Raw genomic sequence first — 25874 nt, forward strand, 5'->3', positions numbered from 1 at the left:
GCCAGTCTCATTTATAATTAGACAAATGCCTGTAGATTCATTAGGATTGTATGTTAGTGATTTGTAAATGAACCTTTACGTGATTCGTAATTTAGGCATAAAAAAATAAAAAATTGTAAAAAAAACCATTTTTTTATTTTTTTATGAGAGAATATGTACTATAATTTTACAAGTAATATTATGGGAAAAGGGAGTTTTAGTATAGAGATGGAGATGGGACAATTACAAAATAAAATAGAAAGCAAAAAGAAAGAGTTAATTCAACTTGTTGCGAGGCACGGATTGGATCATGATAAAGTTTTGTTATTTAGTCGAGATTTAGATATACTAATTAATAAGTTTATGAATGGAAAAGACAAAGTGCATAAATAAAAAATTTATAGTTTTTTATATTAAGATGTTTCACGGGAAGGAGAGGACAGTAATTGGAACATTTACAGGAAGAATTGTATAAACAAATAAAAGAAGAAAAAGGTACAGTTACAATTTTCTTAAAGAGTGGCGTTAGAATAGTAGGAGAAGTTGTTGGAGTAGATAAATTTACAGTTTTAATATTAGTGGATGGAAAACAACAGCTTATTTATAAGCAGGCTATATCAACAATAATGAAATAAGACACTCTTGTTGAGTGTCTTATTTCATTATTGCTTGCATGCCTCAACATCAATACCGGCAGCAATTAACTTCTTTTCTCCAACTTGTTCAATAATTTTTTGTAATTTAGATAGGAAAGAATCAAAGTTTGTATGCTTTGCTACTTGGAATGTCATTTTATGTTCAATTGGTAACCACGTATCAATATCAGCTTCGTTATGCTGGATTTTTACCTCAAGTTTATCGAGTGCATTAGCAACTTTTGCTTCGTACGTTTCTTTCGCTTCAAACTCCATCCATAAGTCATATAATTCTTCGCCGAGAGAACCTGTTAATGTTTTTTTAATATTTAAAATAGCTTCTAGTTCATTTTTTTGTTTTTGTAGTTGTAATTCATGACTATTCATTGTATCAAAAGCAGGGATATCACCAGCTTCGGCTTCGACTAGGTCGTGAATAATAACCATCTTAAGTAATTTCTCAATATTTACTTTTTGATTCAAATAAGGTTCAACTAAAATGGCCATTAGAGACATACGCCATGTATGCTCGGCAACACTTTCTTGACGTCCGTTGGAAAGCCAGCTGTGTCGCATTTCATATTTTAATTTTTCTGCTAATGCAATGACTTGTAAAATGTTGTGTTCCATCGTGAGCCTCCTCATGTTTTTATACCATAATTCTAATATAGAAATGAAATGTGTCAATTTCATGAGTATATTGCGATAAACAGATGATAAGCGTATAATACATGTTATATGTGAAAACGTATTATTAAAATAAAAAAATGTTATATGAAAATGGAAAGGAAAGGGCAGAAATATGGGAGAAAAAAATCAAGTATTAGCTAGACCACAAAGAAGAAAAAGGAAGTTTGATATTTCTAGCCCAGTGGGCATCATAGTAGGTTTCATCATAGTGATAGCGGCGATTATGCTTGGTGGCGGTGGAATAAAAGCTTTCAAAAACTTTTTAGATATTTCATCTATTTTAATTGTCATAGGGGGAACGACAGCGACAATTGTTGTGGCATATCGATTTGGAGAAATAAAAAAATATACGAAAAGTATTTTCACTGTTTTACATAGAAGAGAAGAAGATTTAGAACAGTTAACGGATTTGTTTGTTGATTTTTCGAAAAAGTCTAAAAAGAATGGCTTGCTTTCTTTAGAGGTTGATGGAGAGCAAGTAGACAATCCTTTTATTCAAAAAGGAATTCGATTAATGTTAAGCGGTTACGATGAAGATGAATTAAAAGAAGTGTTATTGAAAGATATTGAAACGGAAGTGTATGAGTTAAGAAAAGGAGCAGCATTATTAGATAAAATTGGTGATTTTGCTCCAGCTTGGGGAATGATTGGTACGTTAATCGGTCTTATCATTATGCTCCAAAACTTACAAGATACATCGCAAATTGGTACAGGGATGGCAGTTGCGATGTTAACGACATTATATGGGTCTGTACTTGCGAATATGATTGCAATCCCTCTTTCGGAAAAAGTATATCGTGGTATTGAAGATTTATATACAGAGAAGAAGTTTGTAATAGAAGCAATTTCAGAATTGTATCGTGGACAAATCCCTTCTAAATTAAAGTTGAAACTGGATACATACGTATACGAAACAAAGGTAACAAAGGTAAAAAAGGTAAAAGGAGCAGCCTAATATTTCAAGGAGTGGTATGATGAGTAAAGGACCGCAAAAGGGATCGCCTCGTTGGATGACGACTTTTACAGATTTAACGATGTTATTATTAACTTTCTTTGTATTACTAGTTGCTACATCAAAGCAAGATGCAGTAAAATTGTCAAAGATGCTTGAAAAGTTTAGTGATACGGGGCAAGTAGATGCAAAAGTAATGGAAAATACAATACCAGATATTTCACATGAAAAAAATGATGAAAAAATGATCTCAAAAAAGAGAATGGATGAATTATATAAGAAGTTGAAAGCGTATGTAGATAATAACGGTATTAGTCAAGTGAATGTATATCGAGAGGATACAGGGGTAAGCGTCGTTATAGTAGATAATTTAATATTTGATACAGGCGATGCGAACGTTAAGCCCGAAGCGAAAGGGATAATAAGTCAATTAGTTGGATTTTTTCAATCCGTACCTAACCCAATTGTTGTAGAGGGACATACAGATAGTAGACCTATTCATAACGAGAAATTCCCTTCTAATTGGGAGTTATCTTCAGCACGAGCGGCAAATATGATTCACCATTTAATTGAAGTGTATAATGTGGATGATAAAAGGCTAGCTGCGGTAGGATATGCAGACACAAAGCCAATTGTACCAAATGATTCACCGCAAAACTGGGAAAAAAACCGTCGCGTTGTTATTTATATAAAAGAGTAGTATATTATTATTTTAATAATAAAATAATAAAAATACGAAAATTCTTTTAAAAAAATATTAAATTTTATCATTTTATTTTGTATAATGAGTGAGAATGATAAGGTGAAATATTAAGATATATTTATACATAGAAGGAGAGAATTAAAAAGAATGGCACATAAAATTTTAGTAGTAGACGATGCGATGTTTATGCGAACGATGATTAAAAACTTATTAAAAAGTAATGCTGAATTTGAAGTTATCGGCGAAGCAGAGAATGGGGTAGAAGCAATTCAAAAGTATAAAGAACTTCAACCTGATATTGTAACATTAGATATTACTATGCCAGAAATGGACGGGCTTGAAGCATTAAAAGAAATTATTAAAATTGATTCAAGTGCAAAGGTTGTTATTTGTTCTGCAATGGGACAACAAGGTATGGTATTAGATGCAATTAAGGGCGGGGCAAAAGACTTTATTGTAAAGCCATTCCAAGCGGATCGTGTAATTGAAGCTTTAACAAAAGTAGCAAATAGTTAATATAGAAGGGGTGCCACAAGGAATCAAAACAGTGATAGCGGATCGACGTGTGGCCCCCTTTTTTCTCATTGTAAAACACTAAATTGTTATACATAAATGAAATGTTTGTTAGACAGGTAGGGGATAAAAATGCAAACAGATCTATTAAATATATTTTTCGAAGAGTCAGAAGAACATTTACAGTCGCTAAATGAAAATGTGCTAGTGTTAGAGCAAAATCCTGCTGATATGGATGTTGTAGGAGAAATATTCCGCTCCGCTCATACATTCAAAGGTATGTCTGCGAGTATGGAATTTACAGAGATGGCTGATTTAACGCATAAGATGGAAAATGTGTTAGATGAAATTCGTCATGGAAATATAGTTGTAAATGCGGATATTATTGATGTGATTTTTGAGTGCATTGATAATTTGGAGAAGATGGTTGCAGATGTGCAACAAGGTGGAATGGGCAATATTGATGTAGTCTCAACTAAACAGAAATTAGAAGCATTATTGAACGGCAATGTAGAAACTTCTATGGAACATATAGAGCAAAATCATATAGACAACGATGATGCAGTTTCGCATGAAGTGCATATAACAGTTGAACAGCAAGCAATTTTAAAAGCAGTACGTGCCATTATGTGTATTGAAGCATTGCAGAATGTAGGGAATATACAAAAAACAGCTCCGAGTATTGAAGAAATTGAAGCAGATGCTTTCGGATTTGAATTTACGGTATTTATGGATACTGATTGTAGTATAGAAGAATTGAAACAAGTAGTACTTCATGTTTCTGAAATTGAGAAAGTGGAAGTAAAGCAAGGAGAACCTATATCGAGGGAAGTAGCTTCTAAAAAAGTCGTTACACAAGAAGTTGTGCAAGTAGAAGAAATGCTACAACCAGCTGTGGCTACGCAGGTAGAATCACCGATAGTGGCAACGAATCAACCTACAAGTGCTATGCCAGCTAAAAGTACTACAAAAACGAAAAATGCTAAAGTGGAGAATCGTTCAATTCGTGTTCAATTAGAGAAAATCGAAAGATTAATGAATATGTTTGAAGAAAGTGTAATTGAACGTGGGCGCATTGATGAATTGGCTCAAACGATTCAAAACAAGGAGCTAATTGAACATTTAAATCGATTAGGCGATATTTCAAAAGATATTCAAAATGTACTATTAAATATGCGTATGGTGCCGATTGAAACTGTGTTCAATCGTTTCCCGCGTATGGTACGTATGTTAGCGAAAGATTTAGGGAAAAAAATCGATTTACAAATTACAGGTGAAGATACTGAAGTAGATAAAATTGTTATTGATGAAATCGGTGATCCGCTCGTTCATTTAATTCGAAATGCAATCGATCACGGTGTTGAAACTGTTGAAAAACGACGTGATGCAGGTAAAAATGAGACAGGTACTATTAAATTAGAAGCCTTTCATAGTGGAAATCATGTCGTTATTCAAATTACGGATGATGGAAACGGTATTAATAAAGGGAAAGTATTAGAAAAAGCGATTAAAAATGGCGTTGTAACTGAAGCAGATGCCAATAGATTAACAGATCGTGAAGTGTTTGATCTTATTTTCCAACCAGGATTTAGTACAGCTGAAGTTGTATCAGATCTTTCTGGACGCGGTGTCGGATTAGATGTTGTAAAACATACGATTCATAGTTTAGGTGGACATTTAATCATTGATTCTGAGGAAGGAAAGGGAAGTACATTTAGAATTGAACTTCCGTTAACGTTGTCTATTATTCAATCTATGCTTGTTCAAACGAATGATAAGCGTTATGCTTTACCTCTTGGAAATATCGTTGAAGCAATTCGAATTAAGAGGGAAGACATCCAATCCTTACAAGGAAAAGATGTGTTAAATTATCGTAATCAAATTATTGAAGTGAAACATTTAAGTACTGTATTTGGTGAAAAAACAGTAGATGAGGCGTTTGCGTCATATGATGGTCAAATGGTTCCTGTGTTAATTGTTCGTAATACACATCGCAGCTATGGACTTATTGTAAACACAATTATCGGTCAAAGAGAAATAGTCTTAAAGTCATTAGGTGACTTCTTTGCAGAGAGTTCTAACTATTTCTCTGGTGCGACGATTCTCGGTGATGGACGAGTGGTCCTCATTTTAAACCCAGAAGGTTTATAATAGGAATGAAGGAAAGCTCCCCACTTGTATACAATTGGGGAGCTTTTTGGCTAATCGTTACTAATTTAATAATGGGAATACATACATATTAACGTTTTATATAATAAGTTTGCTAAAATCAAATGAGAGTTTATATTATTTGATAGAAAAACAGAAATGAGGAGGCAGGGAAAATGCCTGAGCAACACACAAAAGGGGATACGAGCACGATTGTGCTAGAAAAAGAAAATGAGCATTTAACGCCTCAAGAATGCGATATTCTTGGCGAAATCGCAAATATATCATTTGGTTCAGCTTCGACTGTATTATCAACGATTTTAAATAGGCAAGTAAGCATTACTGCTCCTCGCATAGAGTTGGTAGATTTATATGATTCAAGAGATGTCGAAGTTCCACATGTTGTATTAAACATTCATTTTACAAAAGGATTAGATATGGAAAACCTTCTTGTCCTTAAGCAAGATGTTGCATTGTCTATTGCTGATTTAATGATGATGGGAACAGGTGAAGTGGAGGACGGAAAAGAACTTGGTGAATTAGAGCTAAGTGCTGTACAAGAAGCGATGAATCAAATGATGGGATTCGCAGCTACATCTATGTCGGAATTCTTCCAAGATACAGTAGATATGTCTCCGCCGACGATTAATGTTGTAAAGTTATCAGAAGAAATGGAGAAAATCTCTGAAATCGATGGGAATCATACGATTGTTAAAGTGTCGTTTGATTTAAAGATAGATAATCTTGTAAACTCTAAACTTGTACAAATTGTTTCAGTTGAGCATGCGAAACAAATGGTAAATAAATTAATGCAATTATCTGGTGGAGTAGAAGAAAAAGACGAGACAGCAGAAGTAGTGGAAACTGAGATTGTAGAAGAAGTTGAAAAAGAGCATTTAACACAAGAAGAGAAAGATGTGCTTGGTGAAATTGCAAATATTTCAATTGGTTCAGCTTCAACAGTATTGTCAACGCTTTTAAATCAGCCAGTTACAATTAGTACACCAAATGTGGAAGCAATCAATGTTCGTCATTATGATGGAGTACCAGTACCATTTGTTATTTTAAATGTTGACTTTGTTGAAGGGCTAAAGAATGAGAATGTATTCGTATTTACGAAAGATGTCGCCTTAACAATGGTAGATTTAATGATGATGGGAACAGGGGAAGTTGATCCGGAAAAAGAGCTTACTGAATTAGAACTGAGCGGTATTAAAGAAATTATGAACCAAATGATGGGTCATGCTGCTACGGCGATGTCAGAAATGTTCCAAGAAAAAATGGACATGACGCCGCCAAATGTTAAATTTGTAACGTTAAAAGAAGAAATGGAGTATTTGGGAGAGTCAATGGAAGTGGACGAACTCGTTCAAATTACGTTCAATCTTGAAATTGGTGATCTGCTTCAATCGAAAATGTATCAAATTTTGCCGATTTCTGAAGCGAAAGAAATGGTAAGGCGACTTCTGTATCCAATGGTGGAAGAAGAAGAGATTGCCACAGAAGAAATTGAAGAAGAAAAAATTGTAGAACCAGTTGTGCAACCTATTGAATTTAAAGAAGTAAAACAAATGGAGCCAGTATATATGGACACGTCCATTCTACAAAATGTAGAAATGAACGTGAAATTTGTATTTGGAAGTACAGTGAAAACGATTCAAGATATATTAAGTTTACAAGAAAATGAAGCAGTTGTACTAGATGAGGATATTGATGAACCGATTCGTATTTATGTAAATGATGTATTAGTGGCGTATGGTGAACTTGTAAATGTAGATGGATTTTTCGGAGTAAAAGTAACGAAATCATTATAAGGCATTGAAATAGGAGTTTGAACTAGTAGATGAAAAACGTAAAGTTTTTTCTAATGAGTTGGCTATGCATACATGTGTGTTTGTTCTTCCCCTTGCAAAGTCAGGCTGAGGAACAAATTGAGCCAGATCAAAAAATAAATGAAGTGAATGTACAAGAAGAAAATAAGGAATCTCAAGAACCGCCAGAGCAAGTGGAAACGAAACAAGATGAAGAGAAACCAAAAGAAGCAGAACAACAAGAAGTAGTAAATAAACAATTGGGTGAAAGAAAGATAGAAACGGAACAAGGAATTATTACAGTAAATAAGCCGGAGCTTAAAGTTGGCGAAGAAGTGCGAATTGCTGTAGAACCAAATGGGAAAAACATTCAAAGCATGAAAGGTATATTGCAGTTACAAAAAAATGGCGAGCAATATGCGCAAGAAAGAATGCTATCTTTTGAGTATGATGAAGAAACGAAGAGCTGGGTTGCTAACTATAAAGCAGGGGATTTTGATTTGCAAGGTGATTGGAATCTTCAGCTCGTTCAAAGTTACAAAGAGAATGAGAAAGAAGAGCTCATAAAAAATGAATTGAAAGTCCCACTCATTCGTATTAAAAATGAAACGCCTACTATAGATAAAGAATTGCCAAAGTTACAGGAAGTTACTATTGATGAAGTAAAAGAAAACTTAGTTGAACGAAAACAGGGAGATTCTATACATATACGAGTAAAAGCGTCAGATATAGAATCGGCTGTAAAAGAAGTGCGCGTTACATTAAAAGGGAAAGAAAATAAAGAGCTTTCGTTTTTATTAGACTACAACAAGCATGATATGGATTGGCAAAAAGTATTTGAAATAACAGAAGAATTGCCAGCTGGGCCATACGAATTACATGTAGAGATAATAGATGCAGCAGGTAATAAACTTGTTGAGGAAAGTGAATATACCATTTCTATTTTGGCGCCAAAAAACGAAGATGACAAAAAGATAGAAGAGAAAGAAAAAGAAGACAAATTAGATAATAAACTAGAAAATGAATTAGAAGATAAGAAAGAAAATGAGAAGCAAGAGGATTTGAAAGTCAAAAACCCGCTTCCAGAAGAAAAATTGCCAGTTGTTCAAATTCCGAAGCAAGATGAGAAAGTAAATAAGTTTATAAAAGAACCGTTGAAAGAGAAAGAGGAATTTACTTACGTTATAAAAGAGCCGTTCGAAGACAACAAGGAAGTACATAAGGCGAAGGACCAAAAAGAGAAAAATAACAAACAAGTTGCCTCTAAAAAGAAAGAACAAAAAGAAGAATCAAAAGACAAGAAAGAAGAAAAAGGTGAACAGGGAGTACAAGCTTCGGATGTGTTTACTATCATGTCAGGTTTATTCGTACTGTTTTTAGTTTTAAAGAGTAATAAAGAATGGGGCTAATTATTTCATAGTAGTGGAGGCGCTTAAATGGAGATTAAACGTACGACAATTGAAGATAAGACGCTACAACCATTAAAACAGCCTGCAGCTATTTCGGAGCATGAAATCCAGAAAGAACGAAAGCGTAGCAATTTAGTGTTTACTGGACAGTCTAAAATTATTTCGAAAAATAATGAAATAGGTATTTTACTTGCAAGTTTAAGTGATGGAAAGATTATGAAGGAAATGCTTTCTAAAGAGATGGATACAGTGTTACAACTTTTTAAAAAGCTACATACGTTATCTGGAGAAGGGAAGCAAACAGAAAAAATATTTGAACAAGTAATTAGAAGCCTACAAGGGCTTGTTAAGCAGGCGCATATAAAAGACCTTCCTTTGTTAGATGGAACATATGATTTCGCTGAAGTACAACTATCATTTGGTAGAAAAGTACATATTCCGTTACTAGATGTGAGCGCACTTATTTCTAGAGTGGAAAGTGATTCTTCAGAAGGAAATATAAATTTGATGGTAACGGTTATTACTGCTTATATAACGAAATTGTCTAACGAAACAATTTTAATTAGCGTTACAGACCGTACGGTTAAAGATCGGGATGTAAGTGTATGGAGAGCGCTTGCGGAAATGAACATGACACAATTGTCACAGGCGTTAAAACAAACGATGCAAGAACATAAATGGTCTATGACGTTTCTTTTTCTCTTTATATGGATTGTCGGTATTATTTTAATTCGAGTTATGTAAAAAGGTCGTCACTCTATTGTGACGACCTCTTTTATATTTTTTCGTAGAAGAATGTATCGAACCGCTGAAGATTGTAACGTTCGGGTGTTAAAATTTGTTCCGTACTACCAACAAATAGTACGCCGCCTTTTCGTAAAGAACGACTAAATTTTTCATAAAGTTTTACTCTTGCTTCTTCGGTAAAATAAATCATTACGTTGCGACAAATAATCAAATCATAATTTGTATCGAATGACTGTATTAAAAGGTCATGTTGTTTAAAAGAGACGTTTTGTTTAATGTTTTGATGCAATGAATATAGATCATTCTCTTTTGTGAAATGACGTTCTTTCAAATCATTAGGTAATTCCTTTAACGAACGTTCTGTATATTGACCGCGTTTTGCAGTTTCTAAAATATGAAAATCAAGATCTGTTGCTTGAATTTCAAAACGAAATGGAGCTAGATGCTTTGATAAAATTAAAGAAAGTGTATACGGTTCTTCACCAGCAGCGCAAGCGGCACTCCATACCTTTAATTTTCCGCTATTTTGTTCGAGTAATTTAGGTAGTGCTTTTGACTCTAAAGTTTGCCATCGTTCTTTATTTCTAAAAAACTCTGAAACGTTAATTGTAATATAGTCAATAAAATTTAAAAATAAATTTTGATCAGCACGTAATTTGTTTAAAAAATTAGTGTAGTTTTCAAAGCCTTTTCTCGAAATGAAAGCATCGATTCTACGGCGCATTCTATCTTGCTTATACGAAGCGATATCCATATTGAATTGTTGTTTAAAACTCGCGATAAAATGATCATAATCTTGTTCAATTATCATATTTACAATGGGCACAATAATGATATTGTGCCGCCCCCTTTACATCATACGAATTTTTTGTTCAAAGCTTTTTTTCATTTGCTTTTCATGTAATCCTGGTAAATCATAAATGACAGCATCAATACCTGCTTCTTTTGCAACATCGACAGGGATGACAGATGTATGTTTGTCCCCATTATAAAAACAGAGAACTAAATCAGTGTCTTCAATAATTTGTTTAACAAAAAACATATAATCTGATCGGTAAATGGAGTCGGAAGGATGATCGAAAGCAACATATTCGGCTCCGTGTTTTTTTAAGTAATCAACGACTTCTTGAAATTCATCTGTTATTGCTTGCAATGGTTGCAGCGTGTAAAGGCATAAATTTTGAGCGAGTCTTTCATTCTCAACGAAAAAACGAAGAACCTCATTTTCAATAGATTTATAACATAATATGTAAATTTTATGTTTGTGAGCATAGTCAGTTAAAAATTTTTTAATTTCTTCTTGATCTAATGCTGTTAATTGATTTGAACCACAAAGGAAAATATTCATAGAATTGTGCCACCTCATGCTAAATTGTAACATATCTTTTATAAAAAATAACTGCAAAATATTACTGTTCAGAGTATAATTATAAATAACTGGATTTTACGATTAAGTTTAGGAAGAAATAAAAAAATAAATAGGTGATATATATGCTACGTTCTATCTCGCATAATCCAATTTTATCGCATATACCGCCTGCTACTCAAATGCCGAAAGAAGCAAATGTCAGGACAGGACTTGCATTTTCGGATAATTTGCATGCAGATCCGAAAAAAGATAAATTACTAGAACAAATGGAAGCGTTTGTCGATAATATTGGAGAAATTAAAGAAAAAATTGAAATGGAATTAACGCTTGATAATGTAATGGAATACAAAAATACAGTAAAATCATTTTTGAATTTTTACGTTGATAATGTATTGCAGTATAAAGATGTCATGTCTCGTCACCCGCGTTACGGATATTCACAGAAAATGACGATTGTGAAACAGGCAGAAATGGGATTGAATGAATTAGAAGATGTTATGAATTTAATTAATACGAAAACAGGACATTTAGAAATGTTAAATCAAATTGGAGAAATCCATGGTTTAATTGTGAATTTAGTCTTGTAAAAGGAAGGAAGCTATATGTACATACAATTATATGAAAAGCTCGTTATTATACAAAAGGCGTATGAAAATATTCAAGCGCTTGGAGAGCAAATATATGAGAATTTAAAAAATAAAAATGTAAATGCAGTTCAAAAGTTACAAGTAGAGCAATTGCAGTACATTGATGGTTTAAAAGGGTTATCAAGCTCATTTGAAGAAATGGTTGTTCAGTTCTGTAAAGAACAAGGAGTTGAATCATTTCGTGTAAGTGCATTATTTTCGTATTTTTCTCAAGAAGAAATTGAAAAAATGGAAGAATTACAAAAAAACGTAACTGAATTAGAAGAGAATGTAAAAATGATTCTTTTGAAAAATCAATATTACTTAAACGTACTATTAAAAACTACAGAAAGTATTGTGGATTCTGTTTCTGAATATAATTTAGAGCGAAACAATAATTCGCAAATCTTTATGAATGAACTATTGTAAAGGAGAAGTGAAGATTTATGAGATTATCTGATTATAATACACCGCTATCAGGGATGCTAGCGGCTCAAATGGGATTACAAACAACGAAACAAAACTTATCTAACATTCATACACCGGGTTATGTGCGTCAAATGGTGAATTACGGATCTGTTGGAGCAAGCAATGGTCATACGCCAGAACAGAGAATTGGTTACGGTGTACAAACGCTAGGTGTTGACCGTATTACTGATGAGGTAAAGACGAAGCAGTTTAATGATCAATTATCTCAGCTCTCTTACTATAACTATATGAATTCGACTTTATCACGTGTAGAGTCTATGGTTGGAACGACAGGAAAGAATTCATTATCTAGTTTAATGGACGGTTTCTTTAATGCCTTTCGTGAAGTGGCAAAAAATCCAGAACAACCAAACTACTACGATACATTAATTTCTGAAACTGGGAAGTTCACAAGTCAAGTAAATCGTCTTGCGAAAAACTTAGATACAGTGGAAGCGCAGACGGCAGAAGATATTGAAGCGCATGTTAATGAATTTAATCGTCTTGCTGCTAGTTTAGCAGAAGCGAATCATAAAATTGGACAAGCGGGTACACAAGTGCCGAATCAACTTTTAGACGAACGAGATCGCATCGTTACAGAGATGTCTAAGTATGCAAACATCGAAGTATCTTATGAATCTATGAATCCTAATATCGCGAGTGTTAGAATGAATGGTATTTTAACAGTAAATGGGCAAGATACATATCCACTTCAATTAAATAAAGAAAAAGACCCAATGTCAGTTGAAATTTACGGTTCAGAAATCTCTGTAACTAGCGGAGCGATAAAATCAGCGATCGATACGAAAGCGAAGATTGTTGAGTATAAAAAAAATCTTGAAGACTTAATGAGTTCAGTGAAAAATCAAGTGAATACAGTGATGGGAAAAGATTTCTTCGTTGGAGATTATGCGAAGGATATGAAGTTAAATCCAGAATTCCAAAAAGATTTTTCGAAAATGAAAATATCTGCTGAAACAGCAAATAAACTAGCAGCAATTACAGATGGAGATTATAAAGAAGGTCTTTCTTATAAACAAGCATTAGACCAATTTATAGTTCGTGTTGCATCTGATAAAAGTGCAGTAAATGGTTATCAAAAAATTCATGGGGACTTACTAGAAGGTATTCAACAAGAAAAGATGAGCGTCGAAGGTGTGAATATGGAAGAGGAAATGGTAAATTTAATGGCCTTCCAAAAATACTTCGTCGCAAACTCTAAAGCTATTACTACGATGAATGAAGTGTTTGATAGTCTATTTTCGATTATTCGATAAGTGATAGTAATTGATTGAAAATATATAAGGAGGAGATAGAAATGAGAGTATCTACATTTCAAAATGCAAACTGGGCAAAGAATCAGTTAATGGATTTGAATGTGCAACAACAATACCATAGAAACCAAGTAACTTCAGGGAAGAAAAATCTTCTTATGAGTGAAGATCCACTTGCAGCGAGTAAATCATTTGCGATTCAACATTCATTGGCGAATATTGAACAAATGCAAAAAGATTTAGCTGATTCGAAAAATGTACTAACACAAACTGAAAATACTTTACAAGGTGTTTTTAAATCTTTAACGAGAGCAGATCAATTAATGTTGCGGGCAATAAGTGAGCAAAATGGTGAAAAAGAATTGAAAGCCATCGGTGCAGAGATTGATCAAATTTTAAAACAAGTTGTATATTTAGCGAATACGAAAGAGCAAGGTCGTTATATTTTCGGTGGTGATAGTGCAGAGAAGCCACCATTTACAGAAGATGGTACATACCAAGGTGGAAAAAATGATGTGAATTGGCAACTAAATGACGGTTATGAATTAAAAGCATTTCGTAACGGAGAAGCATTATTATCTCCGGTTATAAAAACGTTAAAACAAATGAGCGAAGCGATGCAAAAAGGTGACCAAAAAGCGTTACAACCGTTATTAGGAGAAAATAAGACAAACTTAGATGGCATCATTAACCGTACAACTGAAGTTGGTTCAACAATGAACACAATGGAGACGTTTAAAACAATTTTAAGCGAGCAAAATTTAGCGCTTCAAGAAAATCGTAAAGAAATTGAAGATGTCGATTTAGCGGTAGCAATTTCTGACTTAGCGTATATAAATGCGACGTATGAAGCGACGCTTAAAGCTGTTAGTACGATGAGTAAAACGAGTATTTTAGACTACATGTAATCTATAAGGAGTGAGAACAATGGCAGGAACAACGATGACAGGTATTGGCGGTAGACAACAAATTTGGAACCTCGGAAATAATATGATCGATACTTCTAACCTAGTAGAATTAGAGCTACAAGCGTTAGATATGAGAAAAACACCATATACGAAAGAAAAGAACGACCTTACAAATGATAAACTACTATATACAAGTTTAAAATCAGAATTTAGTTCTTTTACACAAACGTTTAAAAACTTAGCGGCTTTTAAAGGGAATGAGAAAAAAGTAACGACAACACAAGACGGTTATATTAATGTAAAAGCTGATGGTGGTGCGATTGCAGGAACTTTTAATATGACGATTACACAGCTCGCACAGCGTCATCAAATAGCTTCAAATGACATTAAAGATATAAATGCGAAGCTTCCTAAAGATGAAGTATTAAAACTAGGCGGTAAAGAATTAAAAGTAACAACTGATATGACATATAAAGATTTAATTAATAAGATTAATGATGGAGATTATGGCGTATCAGCTTATACACTTGGAAATAAAATTTTCATGACCTCGAAAAAAGAAGGAACAGATGGAGTAATTAAGTTTGAAGGGAACACATCTACACTATTTCAAGATATGGGTTTAGCTAAGGCGGATGGCACAGCGCTCAATACAATCAATGAAGCACAAAATGCTATGTATACTATTAATGGTATCAAAGGGGAAGGTTCTACTAATACAATTGAAGCTCTTCCTGGTGTGAAAATTGAATTGTTAAAGGTAACTGAGCCGAAAGTAGAAGGAGCGCCAGATGCTGGTACAACAGATCCAAAATCAAAAGGTATAGATCTAAAATTTACAGTAAGTGATTCAAACGTAACAGATGCATCGAATGTTATTAAAAAAATGGTAGCTGATTATAATAAAGCTGTTTCTACAGTAGATATCTTTGCTGGAAAAGGTGGAGCTTTCCAAGGTCAAGCTATTATGCAAAGTGTACGTCAGGCGATGAACAATGTCGTAACATTTTCTCAAGATGGTAATTATTTATTCACATTCGGTATTCAATTAAAGCAAGATGGAACGATGGAAGTTAATGATGAAAAATTAACACAAGCACTAAAAGAAAAGCCAGATGCAGCGAAGCAATTTTTCTTTAGTTCTAACGGTTTAGGAAAAATGATGGAAGAGCCACTTGATAAACTATTCGGTGATAAAGGTGTAGTCGGCGAGAGAGTAAAAAACATTGATTCACGTGTAAGTGATTTAGATAAAAAGATTAAAGATATTGAAACGCAAAACTTGCAAAAGCAAGATGAAATTGTGAAGAAGTATCAAAAGCTAGAAAGTACATTGGCGGCGCTTGATAGCCAACTAAAAACAATTAAAGCAATGACAAAACAAAAAAGTGATGATTAATGAAAGTTGAGGAAGTGATCATATGCAAGCATGGCAACGTTATATGCAAAATGATATTATGACGAGTAATCCGATTAAAAATACAATTTTTATTTATGAAAGATGTATTGTAGAGTTTCGTAATTTAGAAGAACTTTTACATACTTTTAACTTACAAGAAGGGGACGCACTTCTTGAAAAGTTAGAACGTATTTTTGAAGAATTAAAACTTCAATTGAATCCTGAAATTACGAAAGATTTATATGATAGCTTATATGGTTTATACGATTGGATTAGCATTCAAATTCAAACGATGAAAGTAACGCGTGAAGCGAAAGATATTGATGCAATTGTGAAAGTGTTACAAGATTTAATAGACGGTTACCGCGGAGCACTTGAAAATGAACAATGATATTTATCGGACGTTTGTCAGCTGTTTTAATGAAATCGGTGAATTGCAAGTGTCAGACAGAGAGTTTGCTGAGAAGAGTGAGATGTTAAATCGCTGGATGATGACATTGGATGAAGAAACGCGTACGCAAGTTGCAGCAGAAGTAAGCCCATTCATTATTAAGGCAGCACAGCATATTCGGGATAAGCAAAAGATTTTGGAAGAAATGATTATGACAAATGATGGACGAATGAAGGCTAATTCATTTTACGGTAAATATTAATAATAACGTTTGGAAACAGATTCCCCTTTTAAAAGGGGGTCTATTCCTTCATTTACATAAAGAACTCCGCTGATTGAGGTTTCATTTTATGACTGTGATGAAAAATAATAGTAATCTAAATAATAGAAAAATGGATTTTAGTTTATAGTTCATATATTGAAATGTTGTATAGATTACTGTGTGTATACAGTTTTTTGCATTCTTTTTTATATTTTTGTATTTTTCTAAAGACAACAATGGAAAAATGGAATAAAATATGTAGGGGTACATAATAGTAAATATTTTAATAAATGCATATAAGAAAATAAATAATGAAGTGAAACTTCTATCAGTGGATCATTAATTTAGAAAAGAAGGGGTGTGGAATATGCCAGATTTAGTGAGTGATGTAAGCCATTATATGAATTATTTAGTGACGAAACGAAATACTGTTTCTAGTAATATTGCAAATGCAAATACACCTGGCTATAAAGCACAAGATGTAACATTTGCTGAGCAGATGAATAAAAGTAGTACATTATATAAAAACAATGCGGCTGATTTAAAGAGTAATCCAGATTTATATCAAACGAATGAAATGCACTTGCCGACAGTAAATACGAAAAATACATATGCAAAGATTCAAACAAAATCAATGCAAACGAATAAAGACGGAAATAGTGTGGATGTAACGACAGAAATGCTAGATTTAATGAAAACAAATCAGTTATACGGTATTTCAATTAACGCAATTAATACACAATATGCAATTAACCAAGCGGCACGCGGACGTTAAAGGTAGAAGGAGAGACAACGGATGTTTCAGGCAATTAATGCAAGTGGCTCAGGGCTAACGACAGCGAGAAAGTGGATGGAAGTTACTTCTAACAATATTGTAAATGCAAATACGACGGCGGCTCCGGGGACAGATTTATATGAGCGTCGTAGTGTGGTGCTAGAATCAAACAATAGTTTTGCAAGTATGCTAGATGGGGCTCCTACTAACGGAGTAAAGATAAAAAGTATTGAAGCAGACAAAACGGAAAATTTAGTGTATGATCCGACGCATCCGCACGCAAATGAAGAAGGATATGTACGTTATCCAAATATTGATGTAACTGCTGAAATGACGAATGTTATGGTTGCTCAAAAAATGTATGAAGCAAATACGAGTGTATTAAATGCAAATAAAAAAATGCTTGATAAAGATTTAGAAATCGGCCGAGGATAAGGGGGAAGATAGTAATATGAAAATCCAACCAATGTTACATACACAACCATTTGGAGCAATTCAGTCAATTGGTGCACCGAAAACTTCTCAAACATCTGTAGTTGAGGGGAAAAAGTTTATTGATTTATTGGAAGATATGAATCAAACGCAAAACAATGCGCAAACAGCAGTATATGATTTACTAACTAAAGGGGTAGGAGAAACACATGACGTTTTAATTCAGCAAAAGAAAGCTGAGTCTCAAATGAAAACAGCTGCTCTCGTACGTGATAATCTTATTGAAAATTATAAGTCACTAATTAATATGCAAATTTAGGAAAGTGGACGGGTGTGTTTAAATGGAAAAGATGAAAAATGTTATCCAATCGTTAAAAACGTGGCATAAGTTAGTAATTGGTGCTGCGCTTTTAGCGATTGTAACAGGAGCACTTTTATACTTCACCTTGCCAGATAAATATGTTGTTGTATATCAAAATTTAAATGATACAGATAAACAAGAGATTACAGCAGAATTATCCAAGTTAGGTGTCGATTATCAATTAGCGGCCGATGGTTCGATTCGTGTGCAAAAGAATGATGCTCCATGGGTTCGAAAAGAAATGAATGGGATGGGCTTACCGTTTAATTCTAAAAGCGGTGAGGAAATTTTATTAGAAAGCTCGCTCGGTTCAAGTGAGCAAGATAAAAAAATGAAGCAAATTGTCGGTACGAAGAAGCAATTGGAGCAAGATATTGTAAGAAACTTTGCGACAGTTGAAACGGCAAATGTTCAAATTACATTGCCTGAAAAAGAGACGATTTTTGATGAAGAAAAAGCAAAAGGAACAGCGGCGATTACGGTTGGAGTGAAGCGTGGCCAATTGTTAACAGCTGATCAAGTTGCAGGTATACAGCAAATGATAAGTGCAGCAGTTCCTGGTGTAAAGGCAGAAGAAGTAAGCGTTATTGATAGTAAAAAAGGTGTTATCTCAAAAGGGACAGATGAAGCACATTCTAGTAGTTCTTCTTCTTATGAGAAAGAAGTAGAGATGCAGCATCAACTTGAAGGTAAATTAAAGCAAGATATTGATGCAACGTTAATGACGATGTTTAAACCGAATGAATATAAAGTGAATACGAAAGTATCTGTAAACTACGATGAAGTTACACGTCAGTCAGAAAAGTATGGTGATAAAGGTGTACTTCGTAGTAAACAAGAGCAAGAGGAAAGTTCTACTGCGCAAGAAGGGACAGATACGAAGCAAGGTGCTGGTATTACAGCGAACGGTGAAGTGCCAAACTACGGTACGAACAATAATCAAAATGGTAAAGTTGTCTATGATAATAAAAATGGTAACAAAATTGAAAACTATGAAATAGATAAAACAGTTGAAACAATTAAGAAACACCCAGAATTAACGAAAACAAATGTTGTTGTATGGGTAGATAATGATACGCTAGTAAAACGTAGAATGGATATGACAACTTTTAAAGAAGCAATCGGAACAGCGGCAGGACTTCAAGCTGATCCGAACGGTAACTTTATAAATGGTCAAGTTAACGTTGTAACTGTTCAGTTCGATCAGCCGAAAGTCGAAAAAGAGAAAGAGCCAGAAAAAAGTGGCATGAACTGGTGGTTATTCGGTGGAATTACAGCTGGCTTATTAGCGATCGGTGGTCTAGTATGGTTCTTATTAGCAAGACGTAAGAGAAAGAAAGAAGAAGAAGAAGAGGAATATGAAGAATACTTAGCAGAAGATGAAATTGCTGCAAGTAATGAAAGTATCTTGGAAATTCCTGAAGAAAAAATAGTGCCAGAGCCAAAACCTGAACCAGAAGAACCGAAAGAACCAACGTTAGATGAACAAGTGCAGGATGCTACGAAAGAACATGTAGAAGGTACTGCAAAAGTAATTAAAAAATGGCTAAACGGACAGTAAGGGAGGAACAACGATGTTAGATGAAATCTCCTCCAAAGAAAAAGCTGCCATCCTTATTCGTACATTAGAAGAAGGGGTGGCAGCAAAAGTCATTGAATATATGACAGCTGAGGAAAAAGAAGTATTACTTCGTGAAATCGCGAAGTTTCGTGTATATAAACCAGAAACGTTAGAAAATGTACTAGGAGAGTTCTTATATGAACTAAATGTAAAAGAATTGAACTTAGTCACTCCAGATAAAGAATACATTCGTCGCATATTTAAAAACATGCCAGAAGACGAACTGGAAAAATTATTGGAAGACCTTTGGTATAACAAAGATAATCCGTTTGAGTTCTTAAATTCACTTACAGATTTAGAGCCACTTCTTACAGTGCTTAATGATGAATCACCACAAACAATTGCAATTATCGCTTCTTATATTAAACCGCAGCTTGCGTCTCAATTAATTGAGAGATTGCCAGATCATAAACGAGTAGAGACGGTAATGGGTATTGCGAAGTTAGAACAAGTTGATGGTGAATTAATTAATCAAATTGGTGAGTTGTTAAAATCGAAATTAAATAATATGGCATTCAGTGCAATTAATAAAACTGATGGCTTGAAAACGATCGTAAACATTTTAAATAATGTTTCACGTGGTGTTGAAAAAACAGTCTTTCAAAAGCTGGATGAAGTCGATTATGAGTTATCTGAGAAAATTAAAGAAAATATGTTTGTCTTTGAAGACTTACTTGGTCTTGAAGATCTTGCGCTTCGCCGTGTATTAGAAGAAATTACAGATAACGGTGTTCTTGCGAAAGCACTTAAAATTGCAAAAGAAGAAATTAAAGAGAAACTATTTACATGTATGTCTTCAAACCGTAAAGAGATGATTCTAGAAGAATTAGATGGCTTAGGACCGCTTAAGATGACGGATGCTGAAAAAGCGCAGCAAACGATCACTGGTACAGTGAAAAAGCTAGAGAAAGAAGGAAGAATTATCGTTCAAAGAGGTGAAGAGGATGTCCTTATTTAAAAACAGAATTCCGAAGAATTCTGTTTCTTTTTCTGAAGAAACGTATGAATTACAATTTCCAAAACCAGCTTCAGTTCAAATAGAAGAGGAAGAATTACAAGCTGATCATGCAGAACTTCGCGCCCAGCAAGAATCATTACATATGGAAATGAATCAGCTAAGGCAAGAGCAACAAATGCTAGAACGAGAGCGTCAGCAGTTATTACAAGATAAAGAACAATTTCAAATGCATATTCATGAACAAATGGAACAGATGGAAGCAGCGCGTGTGCAGTTTCAAAAAGAACAACAAGAAACAGCATATGAATGGACAGAGTTATTATGGGATCAATCTTTTCATCTAGCAGAAAAAATCGTGAATCAAGCGGTAGATTCACGATTGCTTGATGTGTTACCTATTTTAACTGGCATCGTGCAAACATTGCCAACTTCGTTTGAAAAATTAATCATTACAGTACATCCAGAAACGTTTGAACGTATTCAAGAAGAGAAGGAAAATACGAAAGAATATTGGTTGCTACAATTAGTAGAATGGAAATATGATTTCTCCCTGCAGTTTGGTGAATTTGTTCTGGAAGAAGAGAAAGAGTTCTTTGAATTTAAATTTGCACCTATATTTGCGAAACTTCGTCAGAAATGGGAAGAAGAGAAGCTATTTGAGGAGCAAAATGTATGAGCCGTCTGTTAATGAATGAGAACGAAAAATGGAATAAGTTCATTGAAACACCACTGTATACGAAAGTAGGCAAAGTTCATAGTGTACAAGAACAGTTTTTCGTAGCAAAAGGGCCGAAAGCGAAGATTGGAGATGTTTGCTTCGTTGGAGAACATAAGGTCTTATGTGAAGTGATTGCCATTGAAAAAGAAAATAATATGCTACTTCCATTTGAACAGACAGAAAAAGTATGTTATGGAGATTCAGTGACATTAATTTCAGAAGATGTTGTTGTACCACGTGGTAATCACTTACTCGGAAAAGTGTTAAGTGCAAATGGTGAAGTGTTAAATGAGGACGCTGAAAACGTGCCATTACAGAAAATAAAATTAGATGCGCCGCCTATACATGCATTTGAACGTGAAGAGATTACTGATGTATTTGAAACAGGAATAAAATCAATTGATTCTATGCTAACAATTGGTATAGGTCAAAAGATTGGTATTTTTGCTGGGTCAGGTGTTGGTAAATCAACTTTACTTGGAATGATAGCAAAAAATGCAAAAGCTGATATAAACGTTATTAGTTTAGTAGGAGAACGTGGTCGGGAAGTAAAAGACTTTATTCGAAAAGAGTTAGGCGAGGAAGGGATGCGAAAAAGCGTCGTTGTTGTAGCGACGTCAGATGAAAGTCACCTTATGCAACTTCGTGCAGCGAAACTCGCAACGTCTATTGCTGAATACTTCCGTGATCAAGGCAATAACGTATTACTTATGATGGACTCTGTTACTCGTTTTGCCGATGCCCGTAGAAGCGTGGATATTGCTGTAAAAGAGCTACCGATTGGTGGTAAAACACTGTTAATGGAAAGTTATATGAAGAAGCTGTTAGAGCGGTCCGGAAAAACGCAAAAGGGATCTATAACAGGTATTTATACGGTGCTTGTTGATGGGGACGATTTAAATGGTCCTGTACCAGATTTAGCACGTGGTATTTTAGACGGACATATTGTATTAAAGCGTGAGCTTGCAACGCTTAGTCATTATCCTGCAATTTCAGTATTAGATTCAGTAAGTAGGATTATGGAAGAAATCGTGTCGCCACATCATTGGCAACTTGCAAATGAAATGAGAAAAATTTTATCAATTTATAAAGAAAATGAATTGTATTTTAAGTTAGGAACGATTCAAGAAAATGAAGAAAATGCTTATATTTTTGAATGTAAAAATAAAGTAGAAGGTATAAATACATTTTTAAAGCAAGGTCGATCGGATAGTTTCCAATTTGATGATATCGTTGAAGCGATACACCATATAGTATAAGGCCTCTGCCCAAGAGGTCTTATTTTTTTGTTTTTTAATATTTCACAGATTTTTTTGGAAAAAAACTATATAATAGAAAAGGAGAACGTTATAATAGGAAGGGGCTATGAAAACAGGTGGATAAACAGCAGTACGACACAATAAAATTGCAAATAAATCAAGAAAAAGAACATATTTTAAAAGAAGTGTATGAATTAACAGCTGAAAAAAGAAAAATAGAACAAAAAAAAGAATATGATTTATATGTTGTGAAATCGCGTAGTAAAGTCGTACAAACTGGGCAACGTATTATGGCTGGCATGCTTTCTTCACATACGTTTTCACCTGAAAGAATAGAAGAATGGAATCGAAAAATTAAAAAAACGGAAGGTTTTATTCAAAAAAATGAAAGCCTTTTAGAGCAAGTAAAAGAAAAAGAACGTGTCATTGATGAGATGTATCAAGAAAATTGCAAAAAGCTTGCGAAAGCACAAGAAAAGCTGGAAGAAAAAATGCTTCTGGATTTGAAAATGTGTATGAATGGATGAGGTGAATGTAGTGATACAGTCTGTATTACCGGTGCAACAAAGTTTACCTCCGCAAAAAGACAAAGGGCTAGAAATACAATCAAAAAATGAAGATTCTTCATTCGATCGTACGATGAGAATGGAAAATAAAAAACAGCCGAAAACGGAGAAAACGAAACGAGAAGAAGCACCAACAGAAGAGAAAAAAGATTATATTCTTTCTAAAAAATCGGTAACGAAAGAAGAGCCTATTGTAAAGAAAGAAGAAAAAAAAGAGACAGAACAGTTGTTATTAGCTGTATCTGAGCAAATGGTTGCAATTGAGCAATTACATGTGCAGCCGGAATTGTTATATCAATACATACAAAAAATACAAGAGCTATATAAAGAATATGGCAATATTAAACTTAATGAATTACCTGCAGCTGAATTACAACAATTACAAGAACTTCTTTCAAATATGAATATCAAAAATGCTATATGTTTAGAAGATACAATGCAAATGGTATTAGACAAAATGAAGATGCCGGAGCAAACGATGCAAGCATTGAAGGTTGTAGAAACAGAAACTTGTAATATTGCAAAGAAACAAGAAGAGTTTAAAGACGTAGATCTTCCGAAAGGTGAGAGCGATGATGCAAAGGTAGAGTTGCCAGAGGTTGATGCATTAAATGATTCGAGCTCTACAGGTGCAGAGTTATTAAATAAAACGACGAGTACCGAACACATAGGGAAATCAAATAGTGGTGCTGAGAAAGTTTCATTACCTGACTTAGGAAAGAAAATGGAAGCGCAAGTAGAAGCGCTGCAAAAATTTGTAGTGAAACAAGAACGTGTTTTATTCCAGTTAAATCCAGAAAAACTTGGTACATTAACAGTATTTATGAAAAAACACGGAGATCAAATTGACGTTCACGTAGAAATGGAAAAACACGATGCGAAAAAACGTGTTGAAATCATTTTTGATGAATTGAAATTAAAGTTAAAAGAAAAAGAAATAAACATTCAAATTAGCTATTCAGATAAAGATGAAAATCGTAAAGAACAGCGAGAACAAGAGCAAAGGCAAAAACAGAAATTAGCAAATACAAATGAAAAACAACAATCAACAGAATTTGCGGGATTATTGGAGGAATAAAGCGTGCCAACAGTTGGATTAAATACAACGAGTACAAATCATATTCCGTTACAAACAGGAGCGCAAAAAAGTAATGTACCTGTTAATGGTGTACAATCGCCAGTGCAACAAAGTAATGGAGTTTCTGCAGGAGCGCAAAAGACTCCTGGGGTAATGGGGAAAGATGATTTCCTAAAATTGTTTTTATCAAGTTTCCAACATCAAGATCCATTTAATGCGATGGATATGAATCAAATGATGAATCAGACAGCGCAGTTATCTCTTATGGAACAAGTACAGAATATGACGAAAGCAGTAGATAAGCTGCAATCAACGATGTATTCAACAGCACTTGATGGTGGAATGAAGTTTTTAGGGAAATACGTAAGAGGTGTTGACGGTGACGGAAACAAAGTAACCGGTCAAGTAGAAACGGTTCGCCTTGCGGAAAATAACGATGTACAGCTTGTTATTAATAATAAAGTTGTATCTCTTCGTTTCGTTGAGAGAGTGTCTGATAAACCGATTGGGGAAACGAACCCAGAAGACGCAAAGAAAGACGATCAAAAAGTAACTGAAGAAGTAAAAACTACAAATTCATAAGGAGTGTCCATACGTTATGATTAAAGCGTTATATACAAGTATTACAGGAATGAATGCAACACAAAATGCATTAAGTGTAACTTCAAATAATATTGCCAATGCACAAACAGTAGGTTATAAAAAACAAAAAGCAATGTTTGATGATTTACTATATAACAATTCGATTGGTGCAAAAGGTGACGGTAAATACGCAGGAACGAATCCGAAAAGTATTGGTAACGGTGTGAAAATGAGTGGTACGGTTACGGATTATAGTGATGGTACAATTACGTTAACAGGTGGCAAAACACAAGCCGCAATGGAAGGTAATGGTTTCTTCGTTGTAGGTGATTCAAAGGGCGGGAATATGGAATTTACTCGTAAAGGTACGTTTGGGATATCTTCAGATTACTATATTACGAATACTGAAGGTCAATACGTATTTGCATACCCTGCAAATGAGGCAACTGGTGAAGTTGATTTATCTGGAATTCCAGGACCGTTGCAAATTCCAATGGGAACAGCAATTGGTGGTATTCGAACATCGAAAGGGACAATTAAAGGGAATATTCCAACTGGTGAAAAACAAATTACACAAGATTTACCTGTATATGATAACGCAGGGAATACATGGACAATGCGTGTAGAGTTTAAACAAACGAGTGAACATAATTATACATATAAAGTACAAATGCGTAATGACTCGAAAAAAGAAACAGAGTTTAAGGATGTTCCAGGTGCAGGTGGTAATATGACATTTGATGCTGTTGGAAATCCAAATCCGAAAGAGCAAGGGGCCAATATTCCATTTGATGGCGGCTCTATAAAATTAGACTTAAGTCATTTAACAAACCATCCAACAGATAAAACATTATCAGTAACAGACGTAGATGGTAGAGCAGCAGCGACGGTTAAAGATTGCTTCATTGCTGACGGTGGATATGTGATGGTAAAATATTCTGATGGAAGTATGAAATCTGCAGGTCAATTAGCTGTTGCGATGTTCCCGAACGAAGGCGGACTAATGAAAACAGGTAATGGTAACTATACAGCGACGAATACAACAGGTATTTTAGCTCTTGGTGCATCTGGTCAAAACGGTGCGGGTAAAGTACGTGGTGGTGCACAAGAAGGTGCAAACGTAGATTTATCTGTAGAGTTCGTTGACTTAATGTTATACCAACGCGGATTCCAAGGAAATGCGAAAGTAATTAAAGTTTCAGATGAAGTATTAAATGAAGTTGTAAACTTAATTCGATAA

General features: G+C 34.3%; 30 protein-coding genes. 27 read left to right on the forward strand and 3 right to left on the reverse strand.

The annotated features are described in order from the left end of the window. Nucleotides 1-153 precede the first annotated feature (153 nt). Entirely contained in the window at nt 154-372 is a 219-nt protein-coding gene (locus MHI26_RS08365) for an aspartyl-phosphate phosphatase Spo0E family protein (protein ID WP_061666856.1), read from the forward strand. A gap of 53 nt (nt 373-425) precedes the next feature. After that, nucleotides 426-614, forward strand: coding sequence for an RNA chaperone Hfq (gene hfq / locus MHI26_RS08370; RefSeq protein WP_000400665.1), 189 nt, complete (start codon nt 426-428; stop codon nt 612-614). Nucleotides 615-641: 27 nt separating this feature from the next. Here the strand turns inward: hfq and MHI26_RS08375 are convergent, their stop codons facing one another. Continuing rightward, nucleotides 642-1244, reverse strand: a complete 603-nt coding sequence (locus MHI26_RS08375) for an HD domain-containing protein (protein WP_061666855.1) — start codon at nt 1242-1244, stop codon at nt 642-644. Between the two features lie 172 nt (nt 1245-1416). On the opposite strand from MHI26_RS08375, the gene MHI26_RS08380 reads away from it, so the two are divergent. From MHI26_RS08380 to MHI26_RS08410, 7 genes are all read left to right on the forward strand, one after another. Further along, nucleotides 1417-2259 carry a MotA/TolQ/ExbB proton channel family protein gene (locus MHI26_RS08380; protein ID WP_050843146.1) on the forward strand — a complete coding sequence of 281 codons (843 nt, stop codon included), beginning with the start codon at nt 1417-1419 and terminating at the stop codon, nt 2257-2259. Between the two features lie 19 nt (nt 2260-2278). Beyond that, nucleotides 2279-2956 carry an OmpA family protein gene (locus MHI26_RS08385; RefSeq protein WP_000033627.1) on the forward strand — a complete coding sequence of 226 codons (678 nt, stop codon included), beginning with the start codon at nt 2279-2281 and terminating at the stop codon, nt 2954-2956. A gap of 150 nt (nt 2957-3106) precedes the next feature. After that, nucleotides 3107-3475 (forward strand): response regulator, encoded by a 369-nt coding sequence (locus tag MHI26_RS08390; protein WP_000940568.1) that lies wholly within the window; start codon nt 3107-3109, stop codon nt 3473-3475. Nucleotides 3476-3604: 129 nt separating this feature from the next. After that, nucleotides 3605-5623: a chemotaxis protein CheA gene (locus MHI26_RS08395; RefSeq protein ID WP_061666854.1), complete on the forward strand. Its 2019-nt coding sequence runs from the start codon at nt 3605-3607 to the stop codon at nt 5621-5623. Between the two features lie 173 nt (nt 5624-5796). Beyond that, the gene (locus tag MHI26_RS08400) at nt 5797-7434 is read left to right on the forward strand and encodes a flagellar motor switch protein (protein ID WP_016082188.1); all 1638 of its coding nucleotides are present in this window, start codon (nt 5797-5799) and stop codon (nt 7432-7434) included. A gap of 29 nt (nt 7435-7463) precedes the next feature. Then, complete coding sequence (locus MHI26_RS08405) at nt 7464-8840, forward strand: transglycosylase (protein WP_061666853.1); 1377 nt, start codon at nt 7464-7466, stop codon at nt 8838-8840. Between the two features lie 27 nt (nt 8841-8867). After that, nucleotides 8868-9584, forward strand: coding sequence for a hypothetical protein (locus MHI26_RS08410; RefSeq protein ID WP_061666852.1), 717 nt, complete (start codon nt 8868-8870; stop codon nt 9582-9584). Between the two features lie 31 nt (nt 9585-9615). On the opposite strand, the gene MHI26_RS08415 is transcribed toward MHI26_RS08410, so the two are convergent. Both MHI26_RS08415 and MHI26_RS08420 read right to left on the reverse strand, forming a co-directional pair. Continuing rightward, the gene (locus MHI26_RS08415; RefSeq protein ID WP_061666851.1) at nt 9616-10398 is read right to left on the reverse strand and encodes a CheR family methyltransferase; all 783 of its coding nucleotides are present in this window, start codon (nt 10396-10398) and stop codon (nt 9616-9618) included. Between the two features lie 39 nt (nt 10399-10437). Further along, entirely contained in the window at nt 10438-10935 is a 498-nt protein-coding gene (locus MHI26_RS08420; protein ID WP_001020110.1) for a flagellar motor switch protein FliG, read from the reverse strand. Between the two features lie 143 nt (nt 10936-11078). Between MHI26_RS08420 and MHI26_RS08425 the strand changes: the two genes are divergently transcribed. The 18 genes from MHI26_RS08425 to MHI26_RS08510 all read left to right on the forward strand — a co-directional run bounded on the left by MHI26_RS08425 (nt 11079) and on the right by MHI26_RS08510 (nt 25874). Next, nucleotides 11079-11543 carry a YaaR family protein gene (locus MHI26_RS08425; RefSeq protein ID WP_000946323.1) on the forward strand — a complete coding sequence of 155 codons (465 nt, stop codon included), beginning with the start codon at nt 11079-11081 and terminating at the stop codon, nt 11541-11543. Nucleotides 11544-11558: 15 nt separating this feature from the next. Then, nucleotides 11559-12011, forward strand: coding sequence for a hypothetical protein (locus tag MHI26_RS08430; RefSeq protein WP_000275878.1), 453 nt, complete (start codon nt 11559-11561; stop codon nt 12009-12011). A 17-nt stretch (nt 12012-12028) separates the two neighbouring features. Beyond that, complete coding sequence (gene flgK / locus MHI26_RS08435) at nt 12029-13327, forward strand: flagellar hook-associated protein FlgK (protein ID WP_061666850.1); 1299 nt, start codon at nt 12029-12031, stop codon at nt 13325-13327. A gap of 41 nt (nt 13328-13368) precedes the next feature. Beyond that, nucleotides 13369-14232, forward strand: coding sequence for a flagellar hook-associated protein 3 (locus MHI26_RS08440; protein WP_061666849.1), 864 nt, complete (start codon nt 13369-13371; stop codon nt 14230-14232). Between the two features lie 19 nt (nt 14233-14251). Next, nucleotides 14252-15631: a flagellar hook-associated protein 2 gene (locus MHI26_RS08445; protein WP_061666848.1), complete on the forward strand. Its 1380-nt coding sequence runs from the start codon at nt 14252-14254 to the stop codon at nt 15629-15631. 22 nt (nt 15632-15653) lie between these two features. Further along, complete coding sequence (locus MHI26_RS08450) at nt 15654-16022, forward strand: flagellar export chaperone FliS (protein WP_016077910.1); 369 nt, start codon at nt 15654-15656, stop codon at nt 16020-16022. Beyond that, nucleotides 16012-16284: a hypothetical protein gene (locus MHI26_RS08455; RefSeq protein WP_001058090.1), complete on the forward strand. Its 273-nt coding sequence runs from the start codon at nt 16012-16014 to the stop codon at nt 16282-16284. Before MHI26_RS08450 ends, MHI26_RS08455 begins: the two co-directional genes overlap by 11 nt. A gap of 367 nt (nt 16285-16651) precedes the next feature. Next, complete coding sequence (flgB, locus tag MHI26_RS08460; RefSeq protein ID WP_061666847.1) at nt 16652-17059, forward strand: flagellar basal body rod protein FlgB; 408 nt, start codon at nt 16652-16654, stop codon at nt 17057-17059. 21 nt (nt 17060-17080) lie between these two features. Next, nucleotides 17081-17494, forward strand: a complete 414-nt coding sequence (gene flgC, locus MHI26_RS08465; RefSeq protein ID WP_000484685.1) for a flagellar basal body rod protein FlgC — start codon at nt 17081-17083, stop codon at nt 17492-17494. A gap of 16 nt (nt 17495-17510) precedes the next feature. Further along, on the forward strand, nt 17511-17810 hold the full coding sequence (fliE, locus tag MHI26_RS08470; RefSeq protein ID WP_000701672.1) for a flagellar hook-basal body complex protein FliE: 300 nt from the start codon (nt 17511-17513) through the stop codon (nt 17808-17810). Nucleotides 17811-17832: 22 nt separating this feature from the next. Next, nucleotides 17833-19413, forward strand: coding sequence for a flagellar M-ring protein FliF C-terminal domain-containing protein (locus MHI26_RS08475; protein WP_061666846.1), 1581 nt, complete (start codon nt 17833-17835; stop codon nt 19411-19413). 13 nt (nt 19414-19426) lie between these two features. After that, nucleotides 19427-20431, forward strand: coding sequence for a flagellar motor switch protein FliG (gene fliG / locus MHI26_RS08480; RefSeq protein WP_000883364.1), 1005 nt, complete (start codon nt 19427-19429; stop codon nt 20429-20431). Further along, complete coding sequence (locus tag MHI26_RS08485) at nt 20418-21107, forward strand: FliH/SctL family protein (RefSeq protein WP_000051697.1); 690 nt, start codon at nt 20418-20420, stop codon at nt 21105-21107. Before fliG ends, MHI26_RS08485 begins: the two co-directional genes overlap by 14 nt. Continuing rightward, a complete protein-coding gene (fliI, locus tag MHI26_RS08490) occupies nt 21104-22408 on the forward strand; it encodes a flagellar protein export ATPase FliI (protein WP_061666845.1) in 1305 nt (434 codons plus the stop codon). The genes MHI26_RS08485 and fliI overlap by 4 nt, the downstream gene beginning before the upstream one ends. 116 nt (nt 22409-22524) lie before the next feature. Then, on the forward strand, nt 22525-22935 hold the full coding sequence (locus tag MHI26_RS08495; protein WP_000360860.1) for a hypothetical protein: 411 nt from the start codon (nt 22525-22527) through the stop codon (nt 22933-22935). A 10-nt stretch (nt 22936-22945) separates the two neighbouring features. After that, nucleotides 22946-24052, forward strand: a complete 1107-nt coding sequence (locus MHI26_RS08500) for a flagellar hook-length control protein FliK (RefSeq protein ID WP_061666899.1) — start codon at nt 22946-22948, stop codon at nt 24050-24052. 3 nt (nt 24053-24055) lie between these two features. Next, on the forward strand, nt 24056-24634 hold the full coding sequence (locus MHI26_RS08505) for a flagellar hook assembly protein FlgD (RefSeq protein WP_001143485.1): 579 nt from the start codon (nt 24056-24058) through the stop codon (nt 24632-24634). Nucleotides 24635-24650: 16 nt separating this feature from the next. Then, a complete protein-coding gene (locus MHI26_RS08510) occupies nt 24651-25874 on the forward strand; it encodes a flagellar hook protein FlgE (RefSeq protein WP_000588320.1) in 1224 nt (407 codons plus the stop codon).

This window comes from Bacillus sp. FSL K6-1218 (assembly GCF_038006445.1).
GTDB classification, from domain to species: Bacteria; Bacillota; Bacilli; order Bacillales; family Bacillaceae_G; genus Bacillus_A; species Bacillus_A thuringiensis_S.